Source organism: Pseudomonas sp. Irchel s3b5 (genome assembly GCF_900187435.1).
GTDB lineage: Bacteria > Pseudomonadota > Gammaproteobacteria > Pseudomonadales > Pseudomonadaceae > Aquipseudomonas.
The window spans coordinates 59555-81362 of sequence record NZ_FYDY01000020.1; the positions used below are offsets into that span (position 1 = coordinate 59555).

18 protein-coding genes are annotated in these 21808 nt (G+C 59.3%); 12 read left to right on the plus strand and 6 right to left on the minus strand.

The features are described 5' to 3' along the window. Positions 1-5: 5 nt before the first annotated feature. Positions 6-167 carry a hypothetical protein gene (locus tag CKW15_RS28510; RefSeq protein ID WP_095058726.1) on the minus strand — a complete coding sequence of 54 codons (162 nt, stop codon included), beginning with the start codon at positions 165-167 and terminating at the stop codon, positions 6-8. Between the two features lie 100 nt (positions 168-267). Beyond that, positions 268-609: an aspartate-semialdehyde dehydrogenase gene (locus tag CKW15_RS19565; protein ID WP_095058727.1), complete on the minus strand. Its 342-nt coding sequence runs from the start codon at positions 607-609 to the stop codon at positions 268-270. 252 nt (positions 610-861) lie between these two features. Here CKW15_RS19565 and rapA point away from each other — a divergent pair, with 252 nt between their 5' ends. Then, on the plus strand, positions 862-3708 hold the full coding sequence (gene rapA / locus CKW15_RS19570) for an RNA polymerase-associated protein RapA (RefSeq protein WP_095058728.1): 2847 nt from the start codon (positions 862-864) through the stop codon (positions 3706-3708). A 166-nt stretch (positions 3709-3874) separates the two neighbouring features. On the opposite strand, the gene CKW15_RS19575 is transcribed toward rapA, so the two are convergent. After that, entirely contained in the window at positions 3875-5224 is a 1350-nt protein-coding gene (locus tag CKW15_RS19575; protein ID WP_095058729.1) for an MFS transporter, read from the minus strand. Between the two features lie 268 nt (positions 5225-5492). Here CKW15_RS19575 and CKW15_RS19580 point away from each other — a divergent pair, with 268 nt between their 5' ends. Continuing rightward, positions 5493-5858, plus strand: a complete 366-nt coding sequence (locus CKW15_RS19580) for a YkgJ family cysteine cluster protein (protein WP_095058730.1) — start codon at positions 5493-5495, stop codon at positions 5856-5858. A 148-nt stretch (positions 5859-6006) separates the two neighbouring features. Then, positions 6007-8223: a bifunctional diguanylate cyclase/phosphodiesterase gene (locus CKW15_RS19585; protein WP_305883147.1), complete on the plus strand. Its 2217-nt coding sequence runs from the start codon at positions 6007-6009 to the stop codon at positions 8221-8223. Here the strand turns inward: CKW15_RS19585 and CKW15_RS19590 are convergent. After that, on the minus strand, positions 8180-9076 hold the full coding sequence (locus tag CKW15_RS19590) for an NAD(P)-dependent oxidoreductase (protein ID WP_095058731.1): 897 nt from the start codon (positions 9074-9076) through the stop codon (positions 8180-8182). The two genes, CKW15_RS19585 and CKW15_RS19590, sit on opposite strands and share 44 nt — an antisense overlap. 193 nt (positions 9077-9269) lie before the next feature. On the opposite strand from CKW15_RS19590, the gene CKW15_RS19595 reads away from it, so the two are divergent. Then, entirely contained in the window at positions 9270-11471 is a 2202-nt protein-coding gene (locus CKW15_RS19595; RefSeq protein ID WP_095058732.1) for a hypothetical protein, read from the plus strand. Positions 11472-11779: 308 nt separating this feature from the next. Here the strand turns inward: CKW15_RS19595 and CKW15_RS19600 are convergent, their stop codons facing one another. After that, on the minus strand, positions 11780-12085 hold the full coding sequence (locus CKW15_RS19600; protein WP_095058733.1) for a DUF2288 domain-containing protein: 306 nt from the start codon (positions 12083-12085) through the stop codon (positions 11780-11782). 350 nt (positions 12086-12435) lie between these two features. Between CKW15_RS19600 and CKW15_RS19605 the strand changes: the two genes are divergently transcribed. From CKW15_RS19605 to CKW15_RS19625, 5 genes are all read left to right on the plus strand, one after another. Then, a complete protein-coding gene (locus CKW15_RS19605) occupies positions 12436-13563 on the plus strand; it encodes a branched-chain amino acid ABC transporter substrate-binding protein (RefSeq protein WP_095058734.1) in 1128 nt (375 codons plus the stop codon). A gap of 233 nt (positions 13564-13796) precedes the next feature. Beyond that, positions 13797-14720: a high-affinity branched-chain amino acid ABC transporter permease LivH gene (gene livH, locus CKW15_RS19610; protein WP_095058735.1), complete on the plus strand. Its 924-nt coding sequence runs from the start codon at positions 13797-13799 to the stop codon at positions 14718-14720. Next, entirely contained in the window at positions 14717-15973 is a 1257-nt protein-coding gene (locus tag CKW15_RS19615; RefSeq protein ID WP_053155567.1) for a high-affinity branched-chain amino acid ABC transporter permease LivM, read from the plus strand. Before livH ends, CKW15_RS19615 begins: the two co-directional genes overlap by 4 nt. After that, a complete protein-coding gene (livG, locus tag CKW15_RS19620; RefSeq protein ID WP_095058736.1) occupies positions 15970-16737 on the plus strand; it encodes a high-affinity branched-chain amino acid ABC transporter ATP-binding protein LivG in 768 nt (255 codons plus the stop codon). Before CKW15_RS19615 ends, livG begins: the two co-directional genes overlap by 4 nt. Further along, positions 16738-17439 carry an ABC transporter ATP-binding protein gene (locus CKW15_RS19625; RefSeq protein WP_095058737.1) on the plus strand — a complete coding sequence of 234 codons (702 nt, stop codon included), beginning with the start codon at positions 16738-16740 and terminating at the stop codon, positions 17437-17439. A gap of 175 nt (positions 17440-17614) precedes the next feature. Here the strand turns inward: CKW15_RS19625 and CKW15_RS19630 are convergent, their stop codons facing one another. Next, positions 17615-18523, minus strand: a complete 909-nt coding sequence (locus CKW15_RS19630) for a LysR family transcriptional regulator (protein WP_095058738.1) — start codon at positions 18521-18523, stop codon at positions 17615-17617. Positions 18524-18630: 107 nt separating this feature from the next. Here CKW15_RS19630 and CKW15_RS19635 point away from each other — a divergent pair, with 107 nt between their 5' ends. The 3 genes from CKW15_RS19635 (at position 18631) to CKW15_RS19645 (ending at position 21779) form a co-directional block, all read left to right on the plus strand. After that, a complete protein-coding gene (locus CKW15_RS19635) occupies positions 18631-19230 on the plus strand; it encodes a short chain dehydrogenase (protein WP_095058739.1) in 600 nt (199 codons plus the stop codon). Positions 19231-19389: 159 nt separating this feature from the next. Beyond that, a complete protein-coding gene (locus CKW15_RS19640) occupies positions 19390-20058 on the plus strand; it encodes a COG3650 family protein (RefSeq protein WP_095058740.1) in 669 nt (222 codons plus the stop codon). 107 nt (positions 20059-20165) lie between these two features. Beyond that, complete coding sequence (locus CKW15_RS19645; RefSeq protein ID WP_095152605.1) at positions 20166-21779, plus strand: NAD(P)/FAD-dependent oxidoreductase; 1614 nt, start codon at positions 20166-20168, stop codon at positions 21777-21779. Positions 21780-21808 lie beyond the last annotated feature (29 nt).

The window sequence follows — 21808 nt, forward strand, 5'->3', positions numbered from 1 at the left end:
AGGTATCAGCGTTTCTTCGGTTTGTTCTTCGACTTTTTCTTGGCTTTGCCCAATGGCATTGCCTGCTCGAATGCCTGGCGCACTTCATTAAGTCGCTTGTCATTGAGGTCATGAACACGCTTGGCGCGTTCTGCATTGAGGTCGATCAGTTTGTCGTCTTGGCTCATGGCGTTCAGTGCATCGCTTGATATGAGGTTTCAGTCGCCGCAAGTTGGGCAGGATTGTGCCAATAATGCGGCCTGACGCCAGCGCTGACCAGTCGTGCGCTCAAATCTCGATATCGACCCACAACCCTTGGCGTGGCTGATCTTCCATCAGCGGTGCAACGGGAACCGTATTGTCGGTATTGAGCTCATCCCCCGGAATGGCCAGATAGGCCTCAGGGGCCTCATCGGCTTCGCGGCGACGGCGCTCCTGCTCCTGTTTACGGCGCTGCTCTTCACGCAGCAGCAATGCGGTCGCTTCCGGGTCGCGGTTCTGCAGGTCGATGGTGCTGTCCTTCGAACTTTCCTGCACCGGCACCACCGGTGGAATCTCCGGACGCTGGCGGATCGGGTCATGTTGCGAAGTGATCGGCACGGCACTCAAGGGGAGCATCGGTGGCAGCATAATTTTCAGTCTCCTGTCAGCAGGCTGTCGGCTGCGGGGATGGCGACTTGAGCCATCGGTCGCAAACTGTGACTCAATTGGCACTTGCAGGCGCTGCCGACGACTACGATCTTTATCGGACAACGTAGAACTCACGCGTTCCCCGAGATCAAAAGATCGCAGCCTTCGGCAGCTCATGTGCCGTAAACCTTTTGGTCTGGAGGTCCGATTCCGTTAAGATAGCCCGCTTTTTCAAGGTGGGAGTCAGGCAGCATGGCGCAGCAGTATCAACCGGGGCAACGCTGGATCAGTGACAGCGAAGCCGAGCTGGGTTTAGGCACCGTTCTGGCACAGGACGGCCGCTTGTTGACCGTGCTCTACCCGGCCACTGGCGACACTCGCCAGTACGCGCTAAGGAATGCGCCCCTCACCCGTGTGCGGTTTTCGCCGGGTGACTCCATCACTCACTTCGAAGGCTGGAAACTGACCGTCCGCGAAGTCGACGACGTCGATGGCCTGTTGGTCTATCACGGCCTCAACGCGCAGAACGAAGTGGTCACCCTGCCGGAAACCCAACTGTCGAACTTCATCCAGTTCCGTTTGGCGAGCGACCGACTGTTCGCCGGCCAGATCGATCCGCTGGCCTGGTTCTCCCTGCGTTACCACACCCTGGAACACACCAGCCGCCAGTTGCAGTCCTCGCTGTGGGGCCTGGGCGGCGTGCGTGCGCAACCGATCGCGCACCAGCTGCACATTGCCCGCGAAGTGGCTGACCGTATCGCGCCACGGGTTCTGCTGGCCGACGAAGTGGGCCTGGGCAAAACCATCGAAGCCGGTCTGGTGATCCATCGCCAACTGCTCTCGGGCCGCGCCAACCGCGTACTGATCCTGGTACCGGAAAACCTCCAGCACCAGTGGCTGGTCGAGATGCGCCGCCGCTTTAACCTGCAAGTCGCGCTGTTCGACGAAGAACGCTTCATCGAAAGCGATGCCTCCAATCCGTTCGAAGACACCCAGCTTGCGCTGGTTGCACTTGAATGGCTGGTGGACGACGAGAAAGCCCAGGACGCCCTGTTCGCGGCGGGTTGGGACTTGCTGGTGGTCGACGAGGCTCACCACTTGGTCTGGCATGAAGATCAGGTCAGCCCTCAATATTCGCTGGTCGAACAACTCGCCGAAACCATTCCCGGCGTACTGCTGTTGACCGCCACCCCGGAACAACTGGGCCAGGACAGCCACTTCGCTCGTCTGCGCCTGCTCGACCCGAACCGTTTCCACGACCTGCAAGCCTTCCGCGCCGAGAGCGAAAACTATCGCCCGGTGGCCGAAGCCGTTCAGGAACTGCTCGACAAGGGACGCCTGTCCCCTGAAGCACACAAGACCATCCACGGCTTCCTCGGCAACGAAGGTGAAGCCCTGCTGACGGCGGTCAACGATGGCGACACCGAAGCCAGCGCCCGCCTCGTGCGCGAACTGCTCGACCGCCATGGCACCGGCCGCGTGCTGTTCCGTAACACCCGCGCCGCCGTGCAGGGTTTCCCGGAACGCAAACTGCACCCGTACCCGCTGCCGTGCCCCGACGAATACCTCGAACTGCCGCTGGGCGATCACGCCGAGCTGTACCCGGAAGTCAGCTTCCAGGCCCAGCCGGACGCCAATGAAGAAGAACGCTGGTGGAAGTTCGACCCGCGTGTCGAATGGCTGATCGACCAGCTGAAAATGCTCAAGCGCACCAAAGTGCTGGTGATCTGCGCCCACGCCGAAACCGCCATGGACCTGGAAGACGCCCTGCGCGTGCGTTCCGGCATCCCGGCCACGGTGTTCCATGAGGGCATGAACATCCTCGAGCGTGACCGTGCCGCTGCCTACTTCGCCGATGAAGAGTTCGGCGCGCAAGTACTGATCTGCTCGGAAATCGGCAGTGAAGGCCGCAACTTCCAGTTCTCCCATCACTTGGTGCTGTTCGACCTGCCGTCCCATCCGGACCTGCTGGAACAACGTATCGGGCGTCTGGACCGGATCGGCCAGAAGCACATCATCGAACTGCACGTGCCGTACCTGGAAACCAGCCCGCAAGAGCGCCTGTTCCAGTGGTACCACGAAGCGCTGAACGCCTTCCTCAACACCTGCCCGACCGGCAACGCCTTGCAGCATCAGTTCGGCCCACGCCTGCTGCCGCTGCTCGAAGAAGCCGACGATGGCGAGTGGCAAGCGTTGATCGACGAAGCCCGCACCGAACGTGAGCGTCTGGAAGCCGAGCTGCACACCGGCCGCGACCGTTTGCTGGAGCTCAACTCCGGTGGTGCTGGCGAAGGTGATGCACTGGTTGAAGACATCCTTGAGCAGGACGATCAGTTCGCCCTGCCGATCTACATGGAAACCCTGTTCGACGCGTTCGGCATCGACAGTGAAGACCATTCGGAAAACGCGCTGATCCTCAAGCCGAGCGAAAAAATGCTCGACGCCAGCTTCCCGCTGGGCGACGACGAAGGCGTGACCATCACCTACGACCGTAACCAGGCGCTGTCCCGCGAGGACATGCAGTTCATCACCTGGGAGCATCCGATGGTTCAGGGCGGCATGGATCTGGTGCTGTCCGGTTCCATGGGCAACACCGCCGTGGCGCTGATCAAGAACAAGGCGCTGAAACCTGGCACCGTGTTGCTGGAACTGCTGTATGTCAGCGAAGTGGTTGCCCCGCGCTCGCTGCAACTGGGCCGTTACCTGCCGCCGGCCGCCCTGCGCTGCCTGCTCGACACCAACGGCAACGACCTGTCGGCCCGCGTGTCGTTCGAGACCTTGAACGACCAGCTGGAAAGCGTACCGCGTGCCAGCGCCAACAAGTTCATCCAGGCTCAGCGCGATCAACTGACGCCACGGATCAATGCCGGCGAAGCGAAAATCTTCCCGCGCCACGCCGAGCGTGTCGCCGAAGCGCAACGTCGCCTGGCCGCCGATACCGACGAAGAACTGGCGCGTCTGACCGCGTTGCAAGCAGTCAACCCGACCGTGCGCGACAGCGAATTGGTTGCCCTGCGCAAACAACGCGAGCAAGGCCTGGCCATGCTCGACAAGGCGGCGCTGCGACTGGAAGCGATCCGGGTGTTGGTAGCGGGTTAAGTCCCCTGCTCCACCCTGCAAAAAAGAAGGCCCGCAGCGATGCGGGCCTTTTTTTATCTGACTTTTGTGGTGATGCCGATGGCCTCATCGCTAGCAGGCTAGCTCCCACAGGGGTCGTATTCACACTGGAGATCCAATGTGGGAGCTAGCCTGCTAGCGATAGCAATTATGCAGTCGCCGCTGCAACCTCTGGCTCAACCACGGCGACCAACCCCTCCTTCATCCGCTTGGCATCGCGCACAAAACACCGCGAAGCCAACACCAGAAACACCATGGTGAAAAACAGCGCCACCGGAATCAGGTACATGGCGTCATGCAGGCCGACAGCCTTGAAAGCCTCGGTCATCTGTTCGGCACCGGCTGCCAGCATCGCCGTGTGGGCAAAGTGATCGGACAAACCGCCCACCACCACCGGCCCCAGACCACCACCCAGCAGGTACAACCCGGCAAAGAACAGCGCCATCGCCGTCGCCCGCAGGCGCGGCTCGACCACGTCCTGAATCGCTGTGTAAACGCAGGTGTAGAAGTTGTAGGCAAACAGCCAACCCAGGCTGAACACGGCTACAAAAACGCCGATCTCGATGCGACCGGCGTGCAGCGCCCAAGCGGTGCAGACGGTGGACACGATCAGACTGAATGCGGCAAACAGCAGCCGACCGTTGGCCACTCGCTGGTGAATCTTGTCTGCGATCCAGCCACCAAGGGTCAAGCCGAACAACCCGGTGACACCGACAATCACACCGGTGGCCACCGCCGCTTCCTGCAACGGCATCAGGAAATAGCGCTGCAGCATCGGCACCAGGAACGAGTTACAGGCATAGGTGGCGAAGTTGAAACACAGGCCGGCCATGACCAGCCACAGGAAGGTCGGTACCGCCAGCACTCGGCGGATCGGCCGGTCTATACGTTCCTGAGAAACCTGCACACTTTCCGCGGCACCGCGCTTGGGCTCCTTGATGAAGAACATGAAAATCGCGAGGATCAGCCCCGGCACCGCCGCGATAAAGAACGGCGCACGCCAGCTGTCGAAGGCCTTGACCATCCAGCCAATGGTGAAGAACGCCAGCAAAAGCCCCAAAGGCAAGCCGAGCATGAAGATGCCCATGGCTCGCGCACGACGGTGAGCAGGGAACAAGTCGCCGATCAGCGAGTTGGCCGCTGGCGCGTAACTGGCTTCACCGATACCGACGCCCATGCGCACGATCAGGAAACTCCAGAAACTGCCGACCATGCCGTTGACCGCCGTCAGACCGCTCCACACTGCCAGGCCCCAGCCCATCAGCTTGCTGCGCGAACCGGTGTCGGCCATGCGCCCCAGAGGCAGGCCGGCGATCGCGTAGACGATGGTGAATGCCGTACCGATGATTCCCAGTTGAAAGTCACTGAGGTGCCATTCCATGCGGATCGGTTCGATGATGATCGCCGGGATGGTGCGGTCGAAAAAGTTGAACAGGTTGGCCAGGAACAACAGGAACAGAATGCGCCAGGCATTCGCCGCTTGGGTCGAGTTCTGCATGGGTCCGTCTCTTTTATTGTTATGGGGGCGTCACTGTCCCCGGAGTCTGCAATCTAGACAGGCCTGCCTGAGCTGTCTGTCATTATTCGCACGGCTGATATCAGGCCATGACGCATGACCTGTGGGAGCGTTCGCGGGACGTGCATTTTCAGCCTGCCGGCACCCTGAAAAAATACCTGTCACACCCCCTTCCCAAGCCGCTGGCGAAGCCTAGAATAGCGGCCTTGTTTGCCCCCCCTGCGTGCCCACTCCTTTTAGATAATCGCCCATGTCCGAAGCCAGTCCGTGTCTGAATTGCGGTGCCTGCTGTTCTCATTTTCGCGTGTCGTTCTTCTGGGGTGAATGCACCTCGGCAGGGGGAACAGTGCCCGATGAGCTTGTCGATCAGATCAGTCCCAGCCGGGTAGCGATGCTCGGCACCGGTTGCAAACCCGTACGCTGCATCAGCCTGGTGGGTGATGTGGGCAGTGAGGTGCAATGCTCGATCTACGACAAACGTTCGAGCACCTGCCGGGAATTTGATTCGTCCTGGGTCGATGGCGTCGCTAACCCTGATTGCGATGCAGCCCGGGCAGCGTTCGGTTTGCCGGCCCTGGAACCTGTGTTCGAGACGCCCGAGAAGAAAATCGCCTGACGCTTAGCACCAATCGCTATTGGGCTAATGCCAAAATTATTAGCACCAATGTGCCACTATCGCTTGCTCTCCACCCACGGACTCTATACTCCTTGGCATTCACCAGCGCTCTCTTGGCGCTGGCAAAGTGACCATGATGGGGCATGCTATGGAGTGGCCGGGTCTGCATTTCATGACCGCGCAGCCAGAAAACGGGCAGGTCATACTTAACGGTGTACATGACCCTTTTCTGGTGTTGCTGGGGTACCTGGTCGCCTGTGTCGGCTGCTTTGCCACGCTGGACATGGCCGAGCGGGTGAACCATTCGGAACAGTCAGCCTCTCAGCGGCGCTGGCGCTGGGTAGGTACAGGCTGCCTGGCCGGCGGGATCTGGGCCATGCATTTCATCGGGATGCTGGCGTTCCGCGCGCCCATCGAGATTCACTACCAACTGCCCGTCACGCTGCTCTCTCTGGTCATCGCATTGATCGCGTCATGGTTGGCGATGCAGACGCTGAGCCTTCCGAAGCTGAGTTTGCAACAATGCTGCACGTCATCGATCGGCATCGGTCTGGGCATCGCCACCATGCATTACGTGGGCATGACGGCTATGCATTCACATGCCACGGGGTATTACCAACCCGTTTTATTCGCCCTTTCCATCCTGATCGCCATTGCCGCTGCCTTGGCGACATTGCTGTTGGCCAGGCACTTGCGCAACGGTGCCGGCATGCTCCACCAACTCTCCAAATACGGCGCCAGCCTGATACTCGGGGCGGGCATCCTCAGCATGCATTTCACGGCGATGGCCGCCTTCAAACTGGTGCTGCCTATCGACAGCCCCCTGACGCCGGCGAGTGACCACAGTCACGTACAACTGGCGCTGACGGTGGCGGTGATGACACTGCTGATCATCGGCAGCAGCATCAGCGCAGCACTCGCCGACAAAAAACTCCAACACAAGGACCATGACCTGCAGCGGGTCAACTCCTTGCTCAGCCAACTCGACCAGGCCCGCATGTCGTTGCAGCAGGTGGCGCACTACGATGCCCTGACCAACCTGCTCAATCGTCGGGGTTTCAATCAGATCTTCGCCGAAAAAGTCATCGAGAAGACCAACGAAGGCGGGATGCTGGCGGTCCTGTTCCTGGACATTGACCATTTCAAGCGGATCAATGACAGCCTCGGTCATGACGCCGGCGACGAACTGCTCAAGGTGCTGGCCAGCCATATCAAGAGTTCGGTCCGCAGTCACGAAGACGTGGTGGCGCGTTTCGGTGGCGACGAGTTCTGCCTGCTCATCGACCTGCGCGATCGTGAAGAGGCGCGGCAGATGGCTCAACGCATCATGTTGAAAATGAAAGAACCGGTCGAGCTGGCCGGACGGCGCATGGTCATGACCACCAGCATCGGCATCAGCCTGTTTCCGGAAGACGGCAAGACTTGCGAGGAGTTGCTGAAAAACGCCGACCTGGCGCTGTATCAATCCAAGGGCAGTGGTCGAAACGGCTTGAATTTCTTCAGCGCCAACCTCAAAGCCCGTGCCACGCTGGAGCTGCAACTGGAAGAAGAATTGCGCCACGCCCTGCGCGAAGACACCGGGCTGATGCTGTACTACCAACCGATCTATGACCTTAAAACCGGTCAGGTCAGCAAGCTTGAAGCGTTGATCCGATGGCAACACCCCGTCCACGGATTTCTCGTGCCCGACCGCTTCATCGCCATCGCCGAGGCGAACGGCCTGATTGCCGAACTGGACAACTGGGTGCTGCGCAAAGCTTGCGAGGATCTGGGCGAGCTGTCACGCCAGGGTTGCGAAGAACTCAAGATCGCCGTGAACTGCTCGCCCCTGAACCTGGCGCGTGAAGAACTGGCCGATGAAATCGAACTTGCACTGCGCACTTCCGGGGTAGAGCCCCATCGACTGGAACTGGAAGTCACCGAAAATGCCTTGATGGGCAATATCGCCAACACGCTGGTGTTGTTGCGTCAGATACGCGCCCTCGGTGTGTCGCTGTCGATCGATGACTTCGGCACTGGCTATTCATCCCTCGCCTACCTCAAACGCCTGCCGCTCAACACCCTGAAAATCGACCGCTCGTTCATTCAGGACATCCCCAAGGCCACCCAGGACATGGAAATTGTCCAGGCCATTATCGTCATGGCCCACACCCTGCACCTGCAGGTGGTCACCGAAGGGGTCGAAACCTTCGAGCAGTACCAGTTCCTCGAAGACCACGGCTGTGACTTCGTTCAAGGTTATCTACTCAGTCGGCCCGTACCGCTGACCGACCTGATTCCAGTGCTGAATGAAATCAACCAGCGCAAACACTCCTACAGCGCTACGACGTTGAGTCTGGTTCACGGTACATCTGCACTAATGTAGAAGGGTCTTTCTCGAGAAAACCCTGGCTCCCGTGCAGTCGCATCAACTGCGCAGCCAGACCGGTAATCGGTGTCGCCGAACCCTGTTCACGAGAAAACTTCACGGCCGTGTCGAGGTCCTTGAGCAAGGTCCGAACGTGCCATTTGACCGGTTCAAAACGGCTTCCGGCCATTTGCGGGGCCAGAATCTGCAACGGTTTCGAATCGGCAAAACCGCCGGCCAGCGCTTCGGCGATCAGGCTGGCATCAACGCCGGAACTTTCCGCCAGCGCCACCACTTCGGCAATCACCAACGCATTACAGGCGACGATCATCTGATTGCATGCCTTGGTCACCTGCCCTGCTCCAACGCCACCCATGTGCGTTACGCGCTGCCCCAGGCTCAACAATACGGACCGGACTCGCTCAAGGTCCCGGGCCTCGCCACCGACCATGATCGCCAGCGTTCCCGCTTCGGCGCCGACCACCCCACCGGACACCGGGGTGTCCAGCCAGCCCATGCCGGACGCGTTCATCAGCTCATTGGCCATTGCCCGCGTGGCACTGGGCTCAAGGCTGGAAAAATCCACCAGCAACTGACCGCTTTTCGCCCCTTCGGCCACACCCGTCGGGCCAAAGACCACTTCGCGCACCACCGCCGTGTCGGCCAGGCACAGCATCACCACGTCAGCGTGCTGGCACAACTCGGCCGCCGTGGCGACCTGTCGTGCGCCAGCCTCCACCAGAGGCTCGCACTTGGCCGGATTGCGATTCCACACCGTCAGCGGATAGCCCGCCGCCAGCAAACGCTGGCACATCGGCAACCCCATCAGGCCGATACCGGCAAACCCAAGCGAAGGTAGCATTGACATCATTTAGCCTCCTTTTGATTAAAGATCGCAGAATATTGGCCGATTCATCATGACTTGGGAAAGGATTCCCCGAGCCCTGCTCAGGTAAAAACCCAGGCTTGGGCTCAATACGCGCTGAAAAAAGACGCGATTCTATTCCGTGAAGGTTTGACGACAGTGAGTCGGCCAACCCACCAGCCCAGGTAGATGGCGAACAATGACTTCCAAAAACAACCCGGCCACTGCGCTATCCGATCTGACCTTGAGCCCCGCGGCCAACAGCCCGTCGTCACTGAAGCCATTGATCCCTGCTCGTCCATTGTCGACCCAGCAGTATCTGTATTTCACCGAAACCAACACCGACCGCATTCTCGATAACCTCGACGGCCTGCGCGACATGGTGTTCCCGCGTCCACCGCACCTGGAAAGCGACAGCGAACACCACAGCGACCAGGAATTCCCGTCGGTGTGCCTGATCGGCCTGGGCCGCTGCGGCTCGAACATTGCGCTGGATGTCGCGGAGCTGGTGTACAACGCGCGCAAGTTCTACCTCAACGAATTCAACAACGAAGATCGCCTGTCGCCGGACAAGCGTTTTGCCGAAAAGGGCTACAGCCCGGCCCAATGGATTCGCAACAACCTGCGCCTGGGGCCGAACAAGGCTACCAAACCGGTGTTTCTGGTCGAGCCGCTGGTGATGCTCGGTGACCTGGACAAGGACATCGCCGGGCGTATCCGCTTCTCGCGCAAGGGCGAAAAAAGCGGCTTCCTGCGCGACTACAGCAAAATGAAAATCATGGACTTGTCGGAAGTCCACGCCGGTGGCGCCGGTAACGCGCCGATCCTCGGTCAGTACCTGGCCAAGATCATCCTGAACAAGGACACCCAGCGTTTCTCCAGCCCGGACTGGAAGATGATTCACTCGTACCTGATCGACAGCTGTGGCATCAAGGCCAACCAGTCGCGCCTGTATTTCTCGATTTTCAGTGCCGGCGGCGGTACGGGTTCGGGCATGGCTTCGGAATTCGGCCTGGCCCAGCAGCATTCGTACATGAACAAGACGTTCGACACCAAGCCGATGGACGAACATGACGGCAAGAGCGGCCATTCGTTCGTGTTCGAGCCGATCTTCACCAGCGGTATCTGCGTGCTGCCGAACATTTCCGACCACCGCAGCGAAATGTCCGAAGCCCTGCACATCAACGCCGGTCGACTGTTGTGCAAATACCTGTCGGAAGAGTGGGACTTCTCATACAACTTCGCCAACGAAGACAGCAGCGAAGCCAGCGTCATGGGCCGTATCCGCCCATGGAACGCAATGATGCTGATCTCCAACGACATCATGCGTTACGCCGAAGAGAACGATGACGGCAACATCCAGAACATTGACGTCAATGCCATGGAAAAGCACGCCAACCAGTACATCTCGCAGCAGATCTTCAACATTCTGACGGCGCAGGCGGTCACGACTGACTACGACCAGAACTACTTCCGTCGCGCCGGCATCGACATCGGCGAAACCATTCGCCTGGACGCCAACGACCTGTTCATGAGCCTGGCCGGTCCGGTGGCAATTGCCTACGCCGAATCCGTGGTGCCGGAAACGCCGCAGCCGAGCAACGACAAGTTCAAAGTCTTCGAGAAAGAACCGCAGCGCCTGAACATCGACGACCTGTTCTTCCGCTCGATCGACCTGCCGCACTTCAATAAAGTCACCCAGGCCATCGAAGGCATCAGCCTGCTGCCGATCGAGTCCAAGCGCTATCGTGCGTCGCTAGAGCAATACAAGAACTCCGGCTACGACGCCGCTGCACTGCATGACCTGCATTTCTTCAAGAATTGCTCGTCGGTGGTGTCGATCGTTTCGTTGCCGAAGGACTACAAGCTGTCCTACATGGACCTGAACCGGTTGAAGACCCACCTCAACAGCCTGTTTCCCAACACCACGCTCAAGCGTTATGCGCTGGTGATCGGTGCCTCGGCCAACCTGTCGCTGACCACCCTGATCGCCAAGAGCCCGTGCCTGTCGGACGACTTCCTGACGCTGATCGTGGCGTTCATCAAGCGTTGCTTCGCGAAGAATCCGTACCGTTTCGATGACACCCTCGACAACTCGATCCTCGACTTCATCATCAACGAAGATTTCGACGAGGACCTGATCGACGATTTGCTCAACGAATTCGAGAACCCGGCGAAGATCCTCGACACCAACTGGTACGCGATCAAGCCGATGTACGAGAAGAAGTACCGCGAGCTGATCAACGACAAGGACAAGTTCGTTTCGATCAACGACATCCGCCTGTCCCGGGATTGTGTGAAGAAGGCGATCAAGTACCTGCGCGAGATCTACCGTCACCGGATTGGCAAGACCAAGGTTATTTCGCTGAATAACCATACGGGCAAGACGTTCTCGGCCTGATCCAGAACCGAGTGGCCCCAATCGCCGGCAAGCCAGCTCCCACAGGTTCGTGGCGTACACATTAATTGTGAACGCTCCGGACATTGTGGGAGCTGGCTTGCCAGCGATGAGGCCCTGAAATTCACTGAAGATTTCAGCCATTCCAACACCCGGAAACAATTAAGCAGCCCTTAGGCCGCTCTCTCAACTGTTCCCGTTACGTTTACGTCACCGTGAGGCTGTGGCCTTTCTCCACGGCAACGTGCCATCACGCTACTCGGCTACACACTTTCAGCTCGACACGAGGCGCACCAAGAGAGTGCATCGACTCAATCCTGCGCCCTTTCCTGAATCATAATCCACGGCGAAACCACGACGGCCCACAGCGGCGGATCACGTTCGAAAAGGTCCAGCGCCCGTGTTTCAGACAGCTTGGCGAGCTGGTCGGCGGCCAGCCAGGCAGCCACTTTCTCGCCATCATCGGTCGCCATGGCTTCGGCAGCGGCGATCAAATCCAGCTCGGGGTCGACCCACAATAGGGCACCCTTGGCGAAGAACGGCTCCAACTCCTTCCAGGTAATAGATGCGGTTTCACCAAGCAGCTTGGCATAGAGGGTGCTAGGTTCTTCAGTCATGGGTCCGGTCCGGAAAAGAAATCGACGCAATGATAACGTCGGTGCTCTGGCAGAAAAACCCTGAAGCAATTTGCATCACTGAATGAAAAGCGCAGGAATGCCAAGGAATGCACGGAATCAGGTTATATGCCCGTCAAACCCCCGCCGCAATTCTGACTTTTTCTTTCAAATAAGCGACACCCGCAGATTTTGTCCCCCGGCGCCAGCTTCCCAGGCTGACAATCGGCGCTCTACACTGTACCGGTACAGTTGCCGAGGGGCTTTTCCGGGGATGTCGTCGATATCTGACCCGGTTCTGCCGCCCCAAGGCGCCAGGACTATAAAAACTACAACAGTAAGAGTGGAGCACTATGACTAAGGCTACTAAGCAGATTTCCAAACTGTTTGCCGCTATGGTTCTGGCCGGGGTTGCCAGCCATTCGTTCGCAGCTGACACCATCAAGATCGGCATCGCCGGCCCTAAAACCGGCCCTGTAGCCCAATACGGCGACATGCAGTTCAGTGGCGCCAAAATGGCCATCGAACAAATCAACGCCAAAGGCGGCGTAGACGGCAAGAAACTCGAAGCCGTTGAATACGATGACGCGTGTGATCCAAAACAAGCGGTCGCGGTCGCGAACAAAGTCGTCAACGACGGCGTCAAGTTCGTGGTGGGTCACCTGTGCTCCAGCTCCACTCAACCGGCTTCTGACATCTACGAAGACGAAGGCGTGATCATGATCACCCCGGCTGCCACCAGCCCGGACATCACCGCCCGTGGTTACAAATTGGTGTTCCGCACCATCGGTCTGGACAGTGCCCAGGGCCCTGCCGCCGGTAACTACATCGCCGACTTCGTGAAACCGAAGATCGTTGCTGTTCTGCACGACAAACAGCAATACGGTGAAGGCATCGCCACTGCCGTGAAGAAAACCCTGGAAGGCAAAGGCGTGAAAGTCGCCGTGTTCGAAGGCGTCAACGCCGGCGACAAAGACTTCTCGTCGATGATCTCCAAGCTCAAGCAAGCCAACGTCGACTTCGTCTACTACGGCGGCTACCACCCGGAGCTGGGCCTGATCCTGCGTCAATCTGCGGAAAAAGGCCTGAAAGCCAAGTTCATGGGTCCGGAAGGCGTGGGTAACGACTCCATTTCGCAGATCGCCAAGGACGCTTCCGAAGGCCTGCTGGTGACCCTGCCGAAATCCTTCGACCAGGATCCGGCCAACGTCGCCCTGGCTGATGCGTTCAAAGCCAAGAAAGAAGATCCAAGCGGTCCGTTCGTGTTCCCGGCCTACTCGGCTGTGACCGTGATCGCCGACGGCATCAAGGCTGCCAAGTCCGAAGACACTGCCAAAGTGGCTGAAGCCATCCACGCCGGCACCTTCAAGACCCCTACCGGCGACCTGAGCTTCGACGAGAAGGGCGACCTGAAAGACTTCAAATTCGTGGTTTACGAGTGGCACTTCGGCAAACCAAAAACTGAAGCCAAACCTCAGTAAGGCATTGCCTGACTGACTGCCAACAAAGCCCACGGCGTGCCGTGGGCTTTGTTTTACGAACGTATTTGGGCCGCGCTGGCGTGATCCGCCAGTCTCCCCACCTGAAAATCTCAAAACCGTCATCAGCGGTTCGCTGGCAAACCCCGAATTCGAAGTGGATGCAGATCCACGGGGCTCGGGCGGGAAAATGACTCCACCAGTGAAATGCGTATCGGGTTTTTAGGAGCGCTGTAATGCCTGACATCTATCACTTCTTCCAACAGCTGGTTAATGGCCTGACCATTGGCAGCACGTATGCCCTGATCGCCATCGGCTATACGATGGTTTACGGCATCATTGGAATGATCAACTTCGCCCACGGCGAGGTGTACATGATCGGTTCCTACGTGGCGTTCATCGCCATCGCCGGGCTGGCCATGCTGGGACTCGACAGTGTTCCGCTGTTGATGACCGCCGCTTTCCTCGCCACCATCGTTGTAACCAGTGCCTACGGCTACAGCATCGAACGGATCGCCTACCGCCCCTTGCGCGGCAGCAACCGTCTGATCCCGCTGATCTCCGCCATCGGCATGTCGATCTTCCTGCAGAACACCGTTCTGCTGGCGCAAGACTCCAAGGACAAATCCATCCCCAACCTGATTCCGGGCAACTTTGCCTTTGGGCCAGGTGGCGCACATGAAGTGCTGATTTCCTACATGCAAATCGTGGTGTTCGTGGTGACCCTGATCGCCATGCTCGGCCTGACCCTGTTCATCTCCCGCTCTCGCCTGGGCCGCGCCTGCCGCGCCTGCGCCGAAGACATCAAGATGGCCAACCTGCTGGGTATCAACACCAACAACATCATCGCCCTGACCTTCGTCATCGGTGCTGCGCTGGCGGCCATCGCGGCCGTGCTGCTGAGCATGCAATACGGCGTGATCAACCCGAACGCCGGTTTCCTCGTCGGCCTCAAGGCCTTCACCGCCGCAGTACTGGGCGGCATCGGCAGCATTCCGGGCGCCATGCTCGGCGGGCTGGTACTGGGTGTGGCGGAAGCCTTTGGTGCCGATATCTTCGGCGACCAATACAAGGACGTCGTGGCCTTCGGTCTTCTGGTTCTGGTGTTGTTGTTCCGGCCAACCGGCCTGTTGGGCCGTCCGGAGGTTGAGAAGGTATGACTAGGAATCTTAAACAGGCACTGTTCAGTGCCTTGCTGGTGTGGGCCGTGGCCTACCCGGTACTCGGTCTGAAGCTGACCATCGTCGGCATCAACCTCGAAGTTCATGGCACCAGCAACGCCACCCTGATCACCATCGCGGTGTGCTCGGTGTTGATGTTCCTGCGTGTGCTGTTCGATCAACGGATCAGCTCGGCCTGGCGCTCGTCGCCAGGCATGCCGCTGATTCCGGCCAAGGCCAGCAACTTCCTGACCTTGCCGACCACCCAGCGCTGGATCATCATCGCGTTGATCGCCGGTGCCCTGGTCTGGCCGTTCTTCGGCTCCCGCGGTGCGGTGGATATCGCCACGCTGGTGTTGATCTACGTGATGCTCGGCCTCGGCCTGAACATCGTGGTCGGTCTGGCCGGTCTGCTTGACCTCGGTTACGTCGGCTTCTATGCCGTCGGCGCCTACAGCTACGCGCTGCTGTCGCACTACTTCGGCTTGAGCTTCTGGATCTGCCTGCCTATCGCGGGCCTGATGGCGGCCACCTTCGGCTTCCTGCTCGGTTTCCCGGTGCTGCGTCTGCGTGGCGACTACCTGGCGATCGTGACCCTGGGCTTCGGTGAAATCATCCGTCTGTTCCTGCGTAACCTGACAGACATCACCGGCGGTCCGAACGGCATCAGCAACATCGAGAAGCCAACGTTCTTCGGCCTGACCTTCGAACGTAAAGCCGCGGAAGGCATGCAAACCTTCCACGAGTACTTCGGCCTGCAATACAACTCGATCAACAAGGTGATCTTCCTTTACCTCGTTGCGCTGTTCCTGGCACTGGCTGCACTGTTCGTCATCAACCGTTTGCTGCGCATGCCTCTGGGCCGTGCGTGGGAAGCGTTGCGTGAAGACGAAATCGCCTGCCGCGCGCTGGGCCTGAACCCGACCCTCATCAAATTGTCTGCCTTCACCCTGGGTGCAAGCTTCGCCGGTTTCGCCGGTAGCTTCTTCGCCGCCCGTCAGGGTCTGGTGACACCGGAGTCCTTCACCTTCATCGAGTCGGCGATCATTCTCGCCATCGTGGTGCTGGGTGGCATGGGCTCGCAGCTGGGCGTGATCCTCGCTGCCGTGGTGATGATCCTGCTGCCGGAAATGATGCGTGAGTTCAGTGAGTACCGCATGTTGATGTTCGGTGCCTTGATGGTACTGATGATGATCTGGCGCCCTCAGGGTCTGCTGCCCATGCAACGTCCTCACATGGAGCTGCGCAAATGAGCCGCGAAATCCTTAAAGTAGAAAACCTGAGCATGCGCTTCGGCGGCTTGCTGGCGGTCAACGGCGTAGCCTTGAGCGTGAAAGAGAAACAAGTGGTTGCTCTGATCGGCCCCAACGGCGCCGGCAAGACCACCGTGTTCAACTGCCTGACCGGTTTCTACAAACCGAGCGGCGGCAGCATCCTGCTCGACGGCGAGCCGATCGAAGGCCTGCCGGGCCACAAGATCGCCCTCAAAGGCGTGGTGCGCACCTTCCAGAACGTGCGGTTGTTCAAGGACATGACCGCGGTCGAGAACCTCTTGATCGCTCAGCACCGTCACCTGAACACCAACTTCCTGTCCGGCCTGTTCAAGACCCCGGCGTTTCGCAAAAGCGAACGCGAGGCCATGGATTTCGCCGAGTTCTGGCTGGACAAGGTCAACCTGCGCGAATTCGCCAACCGCCCGGCCGGTACTTTGGCTTACGGTCAGCAACGTCGCCTGGAAATTGCCCGCTGCATGATGACCCGTCCGCGGATCCTCATGCTCGACGAACCGGCCGCCGGCCTGAACCCGAAGGAAACCGAAGACCTCAAGGCGCTGATCAGCATGTTGCGTGAAGAGCACAACGTGACGGTGCTGCTGATCGAACACGACATGAAACTGGTCATGAGCATTTCCGACCACATCGTCGTGATCAACCAGGGCACCCCCCTGGCCGATGGCACGCCGGAACAGATCCGCGACAATCCTGAAGTGATCAAAGCCTACCTGGGGGAAGCGTAAATGCTGCAGTTCGAAAACGTTTCCACCTTCTACGGCAAGATCCAGGCCCTGCACAGCGTCAACGTCGAAGTCCGCCAGGGCGAGATCGTGACCCTGATCGGCGCCAACGGTGCCGGCAAGTCCACGCTGCTGATGACGCTTTGCGGTTCGCCGCGGGCCCACAGCGGCAGCATCCGCTACATGGGTGAGGAACTGGTCGGCCAGGACTCTTCGCATATCATGCGCAAGAGCATTGCGGTGGTGCCGGAAGGTCGTCGGGTGTTTTCCCGCCTGACCGTGGAGGAGAACCTGTCCATGGGCGGTTTCTTCACCGCCAAGGGCGACTATCAGGAACAGATGGACAAGGTCCTCGGACTTTTCCCACGCCTGAAAGAACGCTTCAGCCAACGCGGCGGCACCATGTCCGGCGGCGAACAGCAAATGCTCGCCATCGGCCGTGCGCTGATGAGCAAGCCCAAGCTGTTGCTGCTCGACGAGCCATCGTTGGGCCTGGCACCGATCATCATCCAGCAGATCTTCGACATCATCGAACAGCTGCGCAAGGACGGTGTGACGGTGTTCCTGGTCGAGCAGAACGCCAACCAGGCGCTGAAAATCGCTGACCGCGCCTACGTTCTGGAGAACGGCCGGGTGGTGATGCAAGGCACCGGTGAAGCCCTGCTGACCGACCCGAAAGTGCGCGAAGCGTACCTCGGCGGTTAAGCCTTTGCGGTAAACAAAAAAACGGCCTTCGGGCCGTTTTTTTGTACCCACACACAATTCCGAAAACAATGAGTAACCCCTGCAGGAGCCGGCTTGCTGGCGATTGCGGTGTATCAGTCACCTTCTCTTTTGAATGTTACAACGCCATCGCCAGCAAGCCGGCTCCTACAAGGGCCTATAGCTTGTCCAGCGCCTCACCACTGCGCTTGAACCACCCAATCAAGTAATCCGCCAGCACCTGCGTACGCTTGGGCAACCCACCTTGATACGCATGCACCAGGTACATCGGCATGCTCCGGGTCTGATAATCGCGCAGGAGCCAGCGCAAACGTCCGTCAGCCAATTCCGCCGACAAACAATAAGACGGCAGGCGCGCAATCCCGGCGCCGGCCAGTGCGGCTTTTTTCAGCAAGTTGTAATGGTTGCTGGCGAACGGTCCCGACACCCGCACCTTCAGCAATTCATGCTGCTGGTGATACAGCCATTCTTCACGACCGCTGTAGTGACTGTTGAGCAAACAACGATGCTCGGCCAGCGCCTGGGGCGTTTGCGGTTCGCCGTACTGCTCCAGATAGGCCGGGCTGGCGCAGGTCATTTCGTGCCACGCCAACAACGGACGCGCCACCAGTCGCTGGTCTATCGCTACGTCCGAGCGGATCGCCAGGTCGAAACCGTCGCGGGACAAGTCACGGTAGCTGTTGTTGAGATCCAGCTCGATCTGCACCTCGGGATACTGGGCGGAAAACTCCAGCAACAGGCCATCGAAGAAGGTTTCTCCCAGCGAAACCGGAACCGTCATACGAATCGGACCCGCCATGTCGTCCTTCAATCGCGCCAATGCCTGACGCGCACGTTCAACCTGCACGACCAATGCCTGGGCTTGGGGCAGCAACGCCGCGCCCGCCGCCGTCAGGCTCAAGCGCCGCGTGGTGCGCTGCAGCAGAATCACGGAAAACTGTGCTTCCAGCTGACTGATGCGCTTGGACAATTGGCCCTTGCTGCACCCCAATTGCTGCGCCGCCAGGGTAAAACTCCCCGCTTCGATCAACACCGCGAACGCCGCCAGATCATCCATTTCGCTCATGGATTGTTTCCAATTGAAAACCAAAGGTTGCCTATTAGCGCGCTTATCAGCAGAAAAAACCACTCTAAACTGAGGCCTCGTTCACACCCACTTGAGGATCAGCCCCCATGAAAATTCTTTTGATCGGCGCAGGCGGCACCATTGGTTCGGCTGTCGACAAGGAATTGTCCCAACGCCACGAAATCATCCGCATCGGCCGCACCAGCGGTGATTTCCAGGTAGATATCAGTGACAGTGCTTCGATTCGCAAACTGTTCGAGCAGACCGGCAAGTTCGATGCGTTGATCTGCGCCGCCGGCAACGTGACCTTCGCGCCGCTGAATGAAATGACCGAAGACAGTTTTGCCCTCGGTCTGAAAGACAAGCTCATGGGCCAGGTCAACCTGCTGTTGATCGGCCGCGAATTCGCCAATGACGGGGCATCGTTCACCTTCACCACCGGCGTACTGAGCCACGATCCGATCTATAGCGGCGCATCGGCGGCGCTGGTCAACGGTGCACTGGACAGCTTTGTCCGCGCCGCCGCCATCGAGTTGCCTCGCGGCCTGCGGGTGAACTCGATCAGCCCGAACGTCCTGGTGGAAGCCATGGGCAAATACGCGCCGTACTTCCGTGGGTTCAAACCGGTTCCTGCGGCGGATGTGGCGTTGGCCTACGCCAAAAGTGTGGAAGGCTTACAGACGGGTCAGACTTTTCAAGTGGGTTAATTCACCCAGAAAACCGTAGGAGCCGGCTTGCTGGCGATGGCGCCTTCCGATCGCTATCGCCAGCAAGCCGGCTCCTTCCGGTTGATCGACAACAATTGATGGGGTTGTGATGAACGGTCATGCTGAGTAACGTGGCGGCACTTGTCTGGAGAGCCAAAGATGCGTGTTGCCCGTTCCTTAGCCGTCGTTGCCCTGCTTCCTCTGTTCGCCGCCTGCCAATTGTTCGACAGCCCGCGTGAAAACGCCGCGAATGTCGGTCAAACCCGCCTGCAAGGGCAGTTGACGGCGGCGGATGGAAAACTGCTGTTCCAGCCGTGCAATCAGCCAAATCGTTACGTGGTCAACGACACGGGCGGTACCAGCATCCTGCAACAGGCTGCATCCCTGGCCGATGGCAAGGGCAAACTGTTTGCCGATGTGCGTGGCAAGGTTGTCTCCGGTAACGGTGCCGACGGCCAACTTGACCTGGAAACGCTGTACCGCATCGAGCGCTCGGGCACGGCATGTGACGATCCAAACTTCAAACTGTCGATTTTGCGTGCAGCGGGCCACAACCCGGAATGGACGATGAAAGTCAGCGGCAAAGGCCTGATCCTCGAGCGTGCCGGCCAGCCACCATTGGCCGTGCCCTACGTCGAAGAGCAACTGGGCGATGGCCGTTTCAACCTCAGCACCGATGCCAATAACCAGCACATCGAACTGTGGGTTGCACCACAACGCTGCGTCGACAGCAGCACCGGCAGCATCCAGCACATGAGCGCGGAACTTCGAGTCGACGGAAAAGTGCAGCGCGGTTGCGCATCCTTCGGCGGTGCACGGGACGACTGATTCGACGAGAGGCCGTTTTTGCCTCACTGGACGGTGCCATTGGGGCTTATAATCGCCGGCTTCAAACGCCCTGGCGCAGTTGTGCGCCCCGCGAACCGGATCCCGCCATGTTACGAATCACCGAACTCAAGTTGCCGATCGACCATCCCGAAGAAGACCTGCGCCCTGCCATCGTGCAGCGCCTAGGCATCGCCAGTGATGACCTGCTCGACTTCACCTTGTTCAAGCGCAGCTACGATGCGCGAAAAAAGTCCTCCGAACTGTGCTTCATCTACACCATCGACCTCAACGTTCGCGATGAGGCGGCGGTGCTGCACACGTTCGCCGATGACCGTAACGTCAACGTGGCGCCGGATGTCAGCTACAAAGAAGTCGGCCAGGCGCCGGCCGACCTGAGTGCACGCCCGATCGTTGTCGGTTTCGGCCCGTGCGGGATTTTCGCCGGATTGTTGCTCGCACAAATGGGCTTCAAACCGATCATCCTCGAACGCGGCACCGAAGTACGCCAGCGCACCAAGGACACCTGGGGCCTGTGGCGCAAAAGCGTGCTCAACCCGGAATCCAACGTGCAGTTCGGCGAAGGCGGCGCAGGGACGTTCTCTGACGGCAAGCTCTACAGCCAGATCAAGGACCCGAAATTCCTCGGCCGCAAAGTGCTGCACGAATTCGTCAAGGCCGGTGCCCCGGAAGAAATCCTCTACGTCAGCAAGCCGCATATCGGTACATTCCGTCTGACCGGCGTGGTGGAAAACATGCGTGAGCAGATTCGCGCCATGGGCGGCGAAGTGCGCTTCCAGCAGCGTGTCACCGATGTGTTGATCGAAGACGGCCAACTGGTCGGCGTCGAACTCAACGGCGGCGAGCAGATCCATTCCAAACACGTGATCCTGGCCCTCGGTCACAGCGCCCGCGACACGTTCCGCATGCTTCACGGCCGTGGCGTGTTCATGGAAGCCAAGCCGTTCTCGGTGGGTTTCCGTATCGAGCACCCGCAGTCGCTGATCGACCGCGCGCGCCTGGGCAAGTACGCGGGCCACCCGAAACTGGGCGCCGCCGACTACAAACTGGTGCACCACGCCAAGAATGGCCGTTCGGTCTACAGCTTCTGCATGTGCCCGGGCGGCACCGTGGTGGCGGCGACCTCCGAGCCAAATCGCGTGGTCACCAACGGCATGAGCCAGTACTCGCGTAACGAGCGCAATGCCAACTCCGGGATCGTTGTCGGCATCACCCCGGAAGTCGATTTTCCGGGCGGCCCGCTGGCCGGTATCGAGTTGCAGGAGCGTCTTGAGTCCCACGCCTTTGTGCTGGGTGGCAGCAACTACGAAGCACCGGCGCAGTTGGTCGGCGATTTCATCGCGGGCAAACCGTCCACCGAACTGGGCAGTGTCGAGCCTTCCTACAAACCGGGCGTCGCTCTGGGCGATCTGGCCCTGGCCTTGCCGGACTTCGCCATCGAAGCGATTCGCGAAGCCTTGCCGGCGTTCGAGAAGCAGATTCGTGGTTACTCGTTGCACGACGCGGTGCTGACCGGCATCGAAACCCGCACATCGTCGCCGCTGCGCATTACCCGCAACGAATCGATGCAGAGCCTGAACGTGAAAGGCTTGTTCCCGGCCGGTGAAGGCGCGGGTTATGCGGGCGGGATTCTGTCGGCAGGTGTTGACGGGATTCGCATTGCAGAAGCCGTTGCCCGCGACATCCTCGGTCTCGAGGCCTGACCGGAACCCTGTAGGAGCTGGCTTGCCAG

Excerpts from the sequence above, each read along its gene's own strand:
- CKW15_RS19630 (WP_095058738.1), bottom strand. The coding sequence starts at position 18,523 with ATGAGCGAAATGGATGATCTGGCGGCGTTCGCGGTGTTGATCGAAGCG.
- livG (WP_095058736.1), top strand. The coding sequence starts at position 15,970 with ATGAGCCGCGAAATCCTTAAAGTAGAAAACCTGAGCATGCGCTTCGGC.
- CKW15_RS19590 (WP_095058731.1), bottom strand. The coding sequence starts at position 9,076 with ATGATGTCAATGCTACCTTCGCTTGGGTTTGCCGGTATCGGCCTGATG.
- CKW15_RS19575 (WP_095058729.1), bottom strand. The coding sequence starts at position 5,224 with ATGCAGAACTCGACCCAAGCGGCGAATGCCTGGCGCATTCTGTTCCTG.
- CKW15_RS19640 (WP_095058740.1), top strand. The coding sequence starts at position 19,390 with ATGCGTGTTGCCCGTTCCTTAGCCGTCGTTGCCCTGCTTCCTCTGTTC.
- CKW15_RS19595 (WP_095058732.1), top strand. The coding sequence starts at position 9,270 with ATGACTTCCAAAAACAACCCGGCCACTGCGCTATCCGATCTGACCTTG.
- CKW15_RS19585 (WP_305883147.1), top strand. The coding sequence starts at position 6,007 with ATGGAGTGGCCGGGTCTGCATTTCATGACCGCGCAGCCAGAAAACGGG.
- CKW15_RS19625 (WP_095058737.1), top strand. The coding sequence starts at position 16,738 with ATGCTGCAGTTCGAAAACGTTTCCACCTTCTACGGCAAGATCCAGGCC.
- CKW15_RS19635 (WP_095058739.1), top strand. The coding sequence starts at position 18,631 with ATGAAAATTCTTTTGATCGGCGCAGGCGGCACCATTGGTTCGGCTGTC.
- CKW15_RS19615 (WP_053155567.1), top strand. The coding sequence starts at position 14,717 with ATGACTAGGAATCTTAAACAGGCACTGTTCAGTGCCTTGCTGGTGTGG.
- CKW15_RS19580 (WP_095058730.1), top strand. The coding sequence starts at position 5,493 with ATGTCCGAAGCCAGTCCGTGTCTGAATTGCGGTGCCTGCTGTTCTCAT.
- CKW15_RS19645 (WP_095152605.1), top strand. The coding sequence starts at position 20,166 with ATGTTACGAATCACCGAACTCAAGTTGCCGATCGACCATCCCGAAGAA.
- CKW15_RS28510 (WP_095058726.1), bottom strand. The coding sequence starts at position 167 with ATGAGCCAAGACGACAAACTGATCGACCTCAATGCAGAACGCGCCAAG.
- CKW15_RS19605 (WP_095058734.1), top strand. The coding sequence starts at position 12,436 with ATGACTAAGGCTACTAAGCAGATTTCCAAACTGTTTGCCGCTATGGTT.
- CKW15_RS19565 (WP_095058727.1), bottom strand. The coding sequence starts at position 609 with ATGCTGCCACCGATGCTCCCCTTGAGTGCCGTGCCGATCACTTCGCAA.
- livH (WP_095058735.1), top strand. The coding sequence starts at position 13,797 with ATGCCTGACATCTATCACTTCTTCCAACAGCTGGTTAATGGCCTGACC.
- rapA (WP_095058728.1), top strand. The coding sequence starts at position 862 with ATGGCGCAGCAGTATCAACCGGGGCAACGCTGGATCAGTGACAGCGAA.
- CKW15_RS19600 (WP_095058733.1), bottom strand. The coding sequence starts at position 12,085 with ATGACTGAAGAACCTAGCACCCTCTATGCCAAGCTGCTTGGTGAAACC.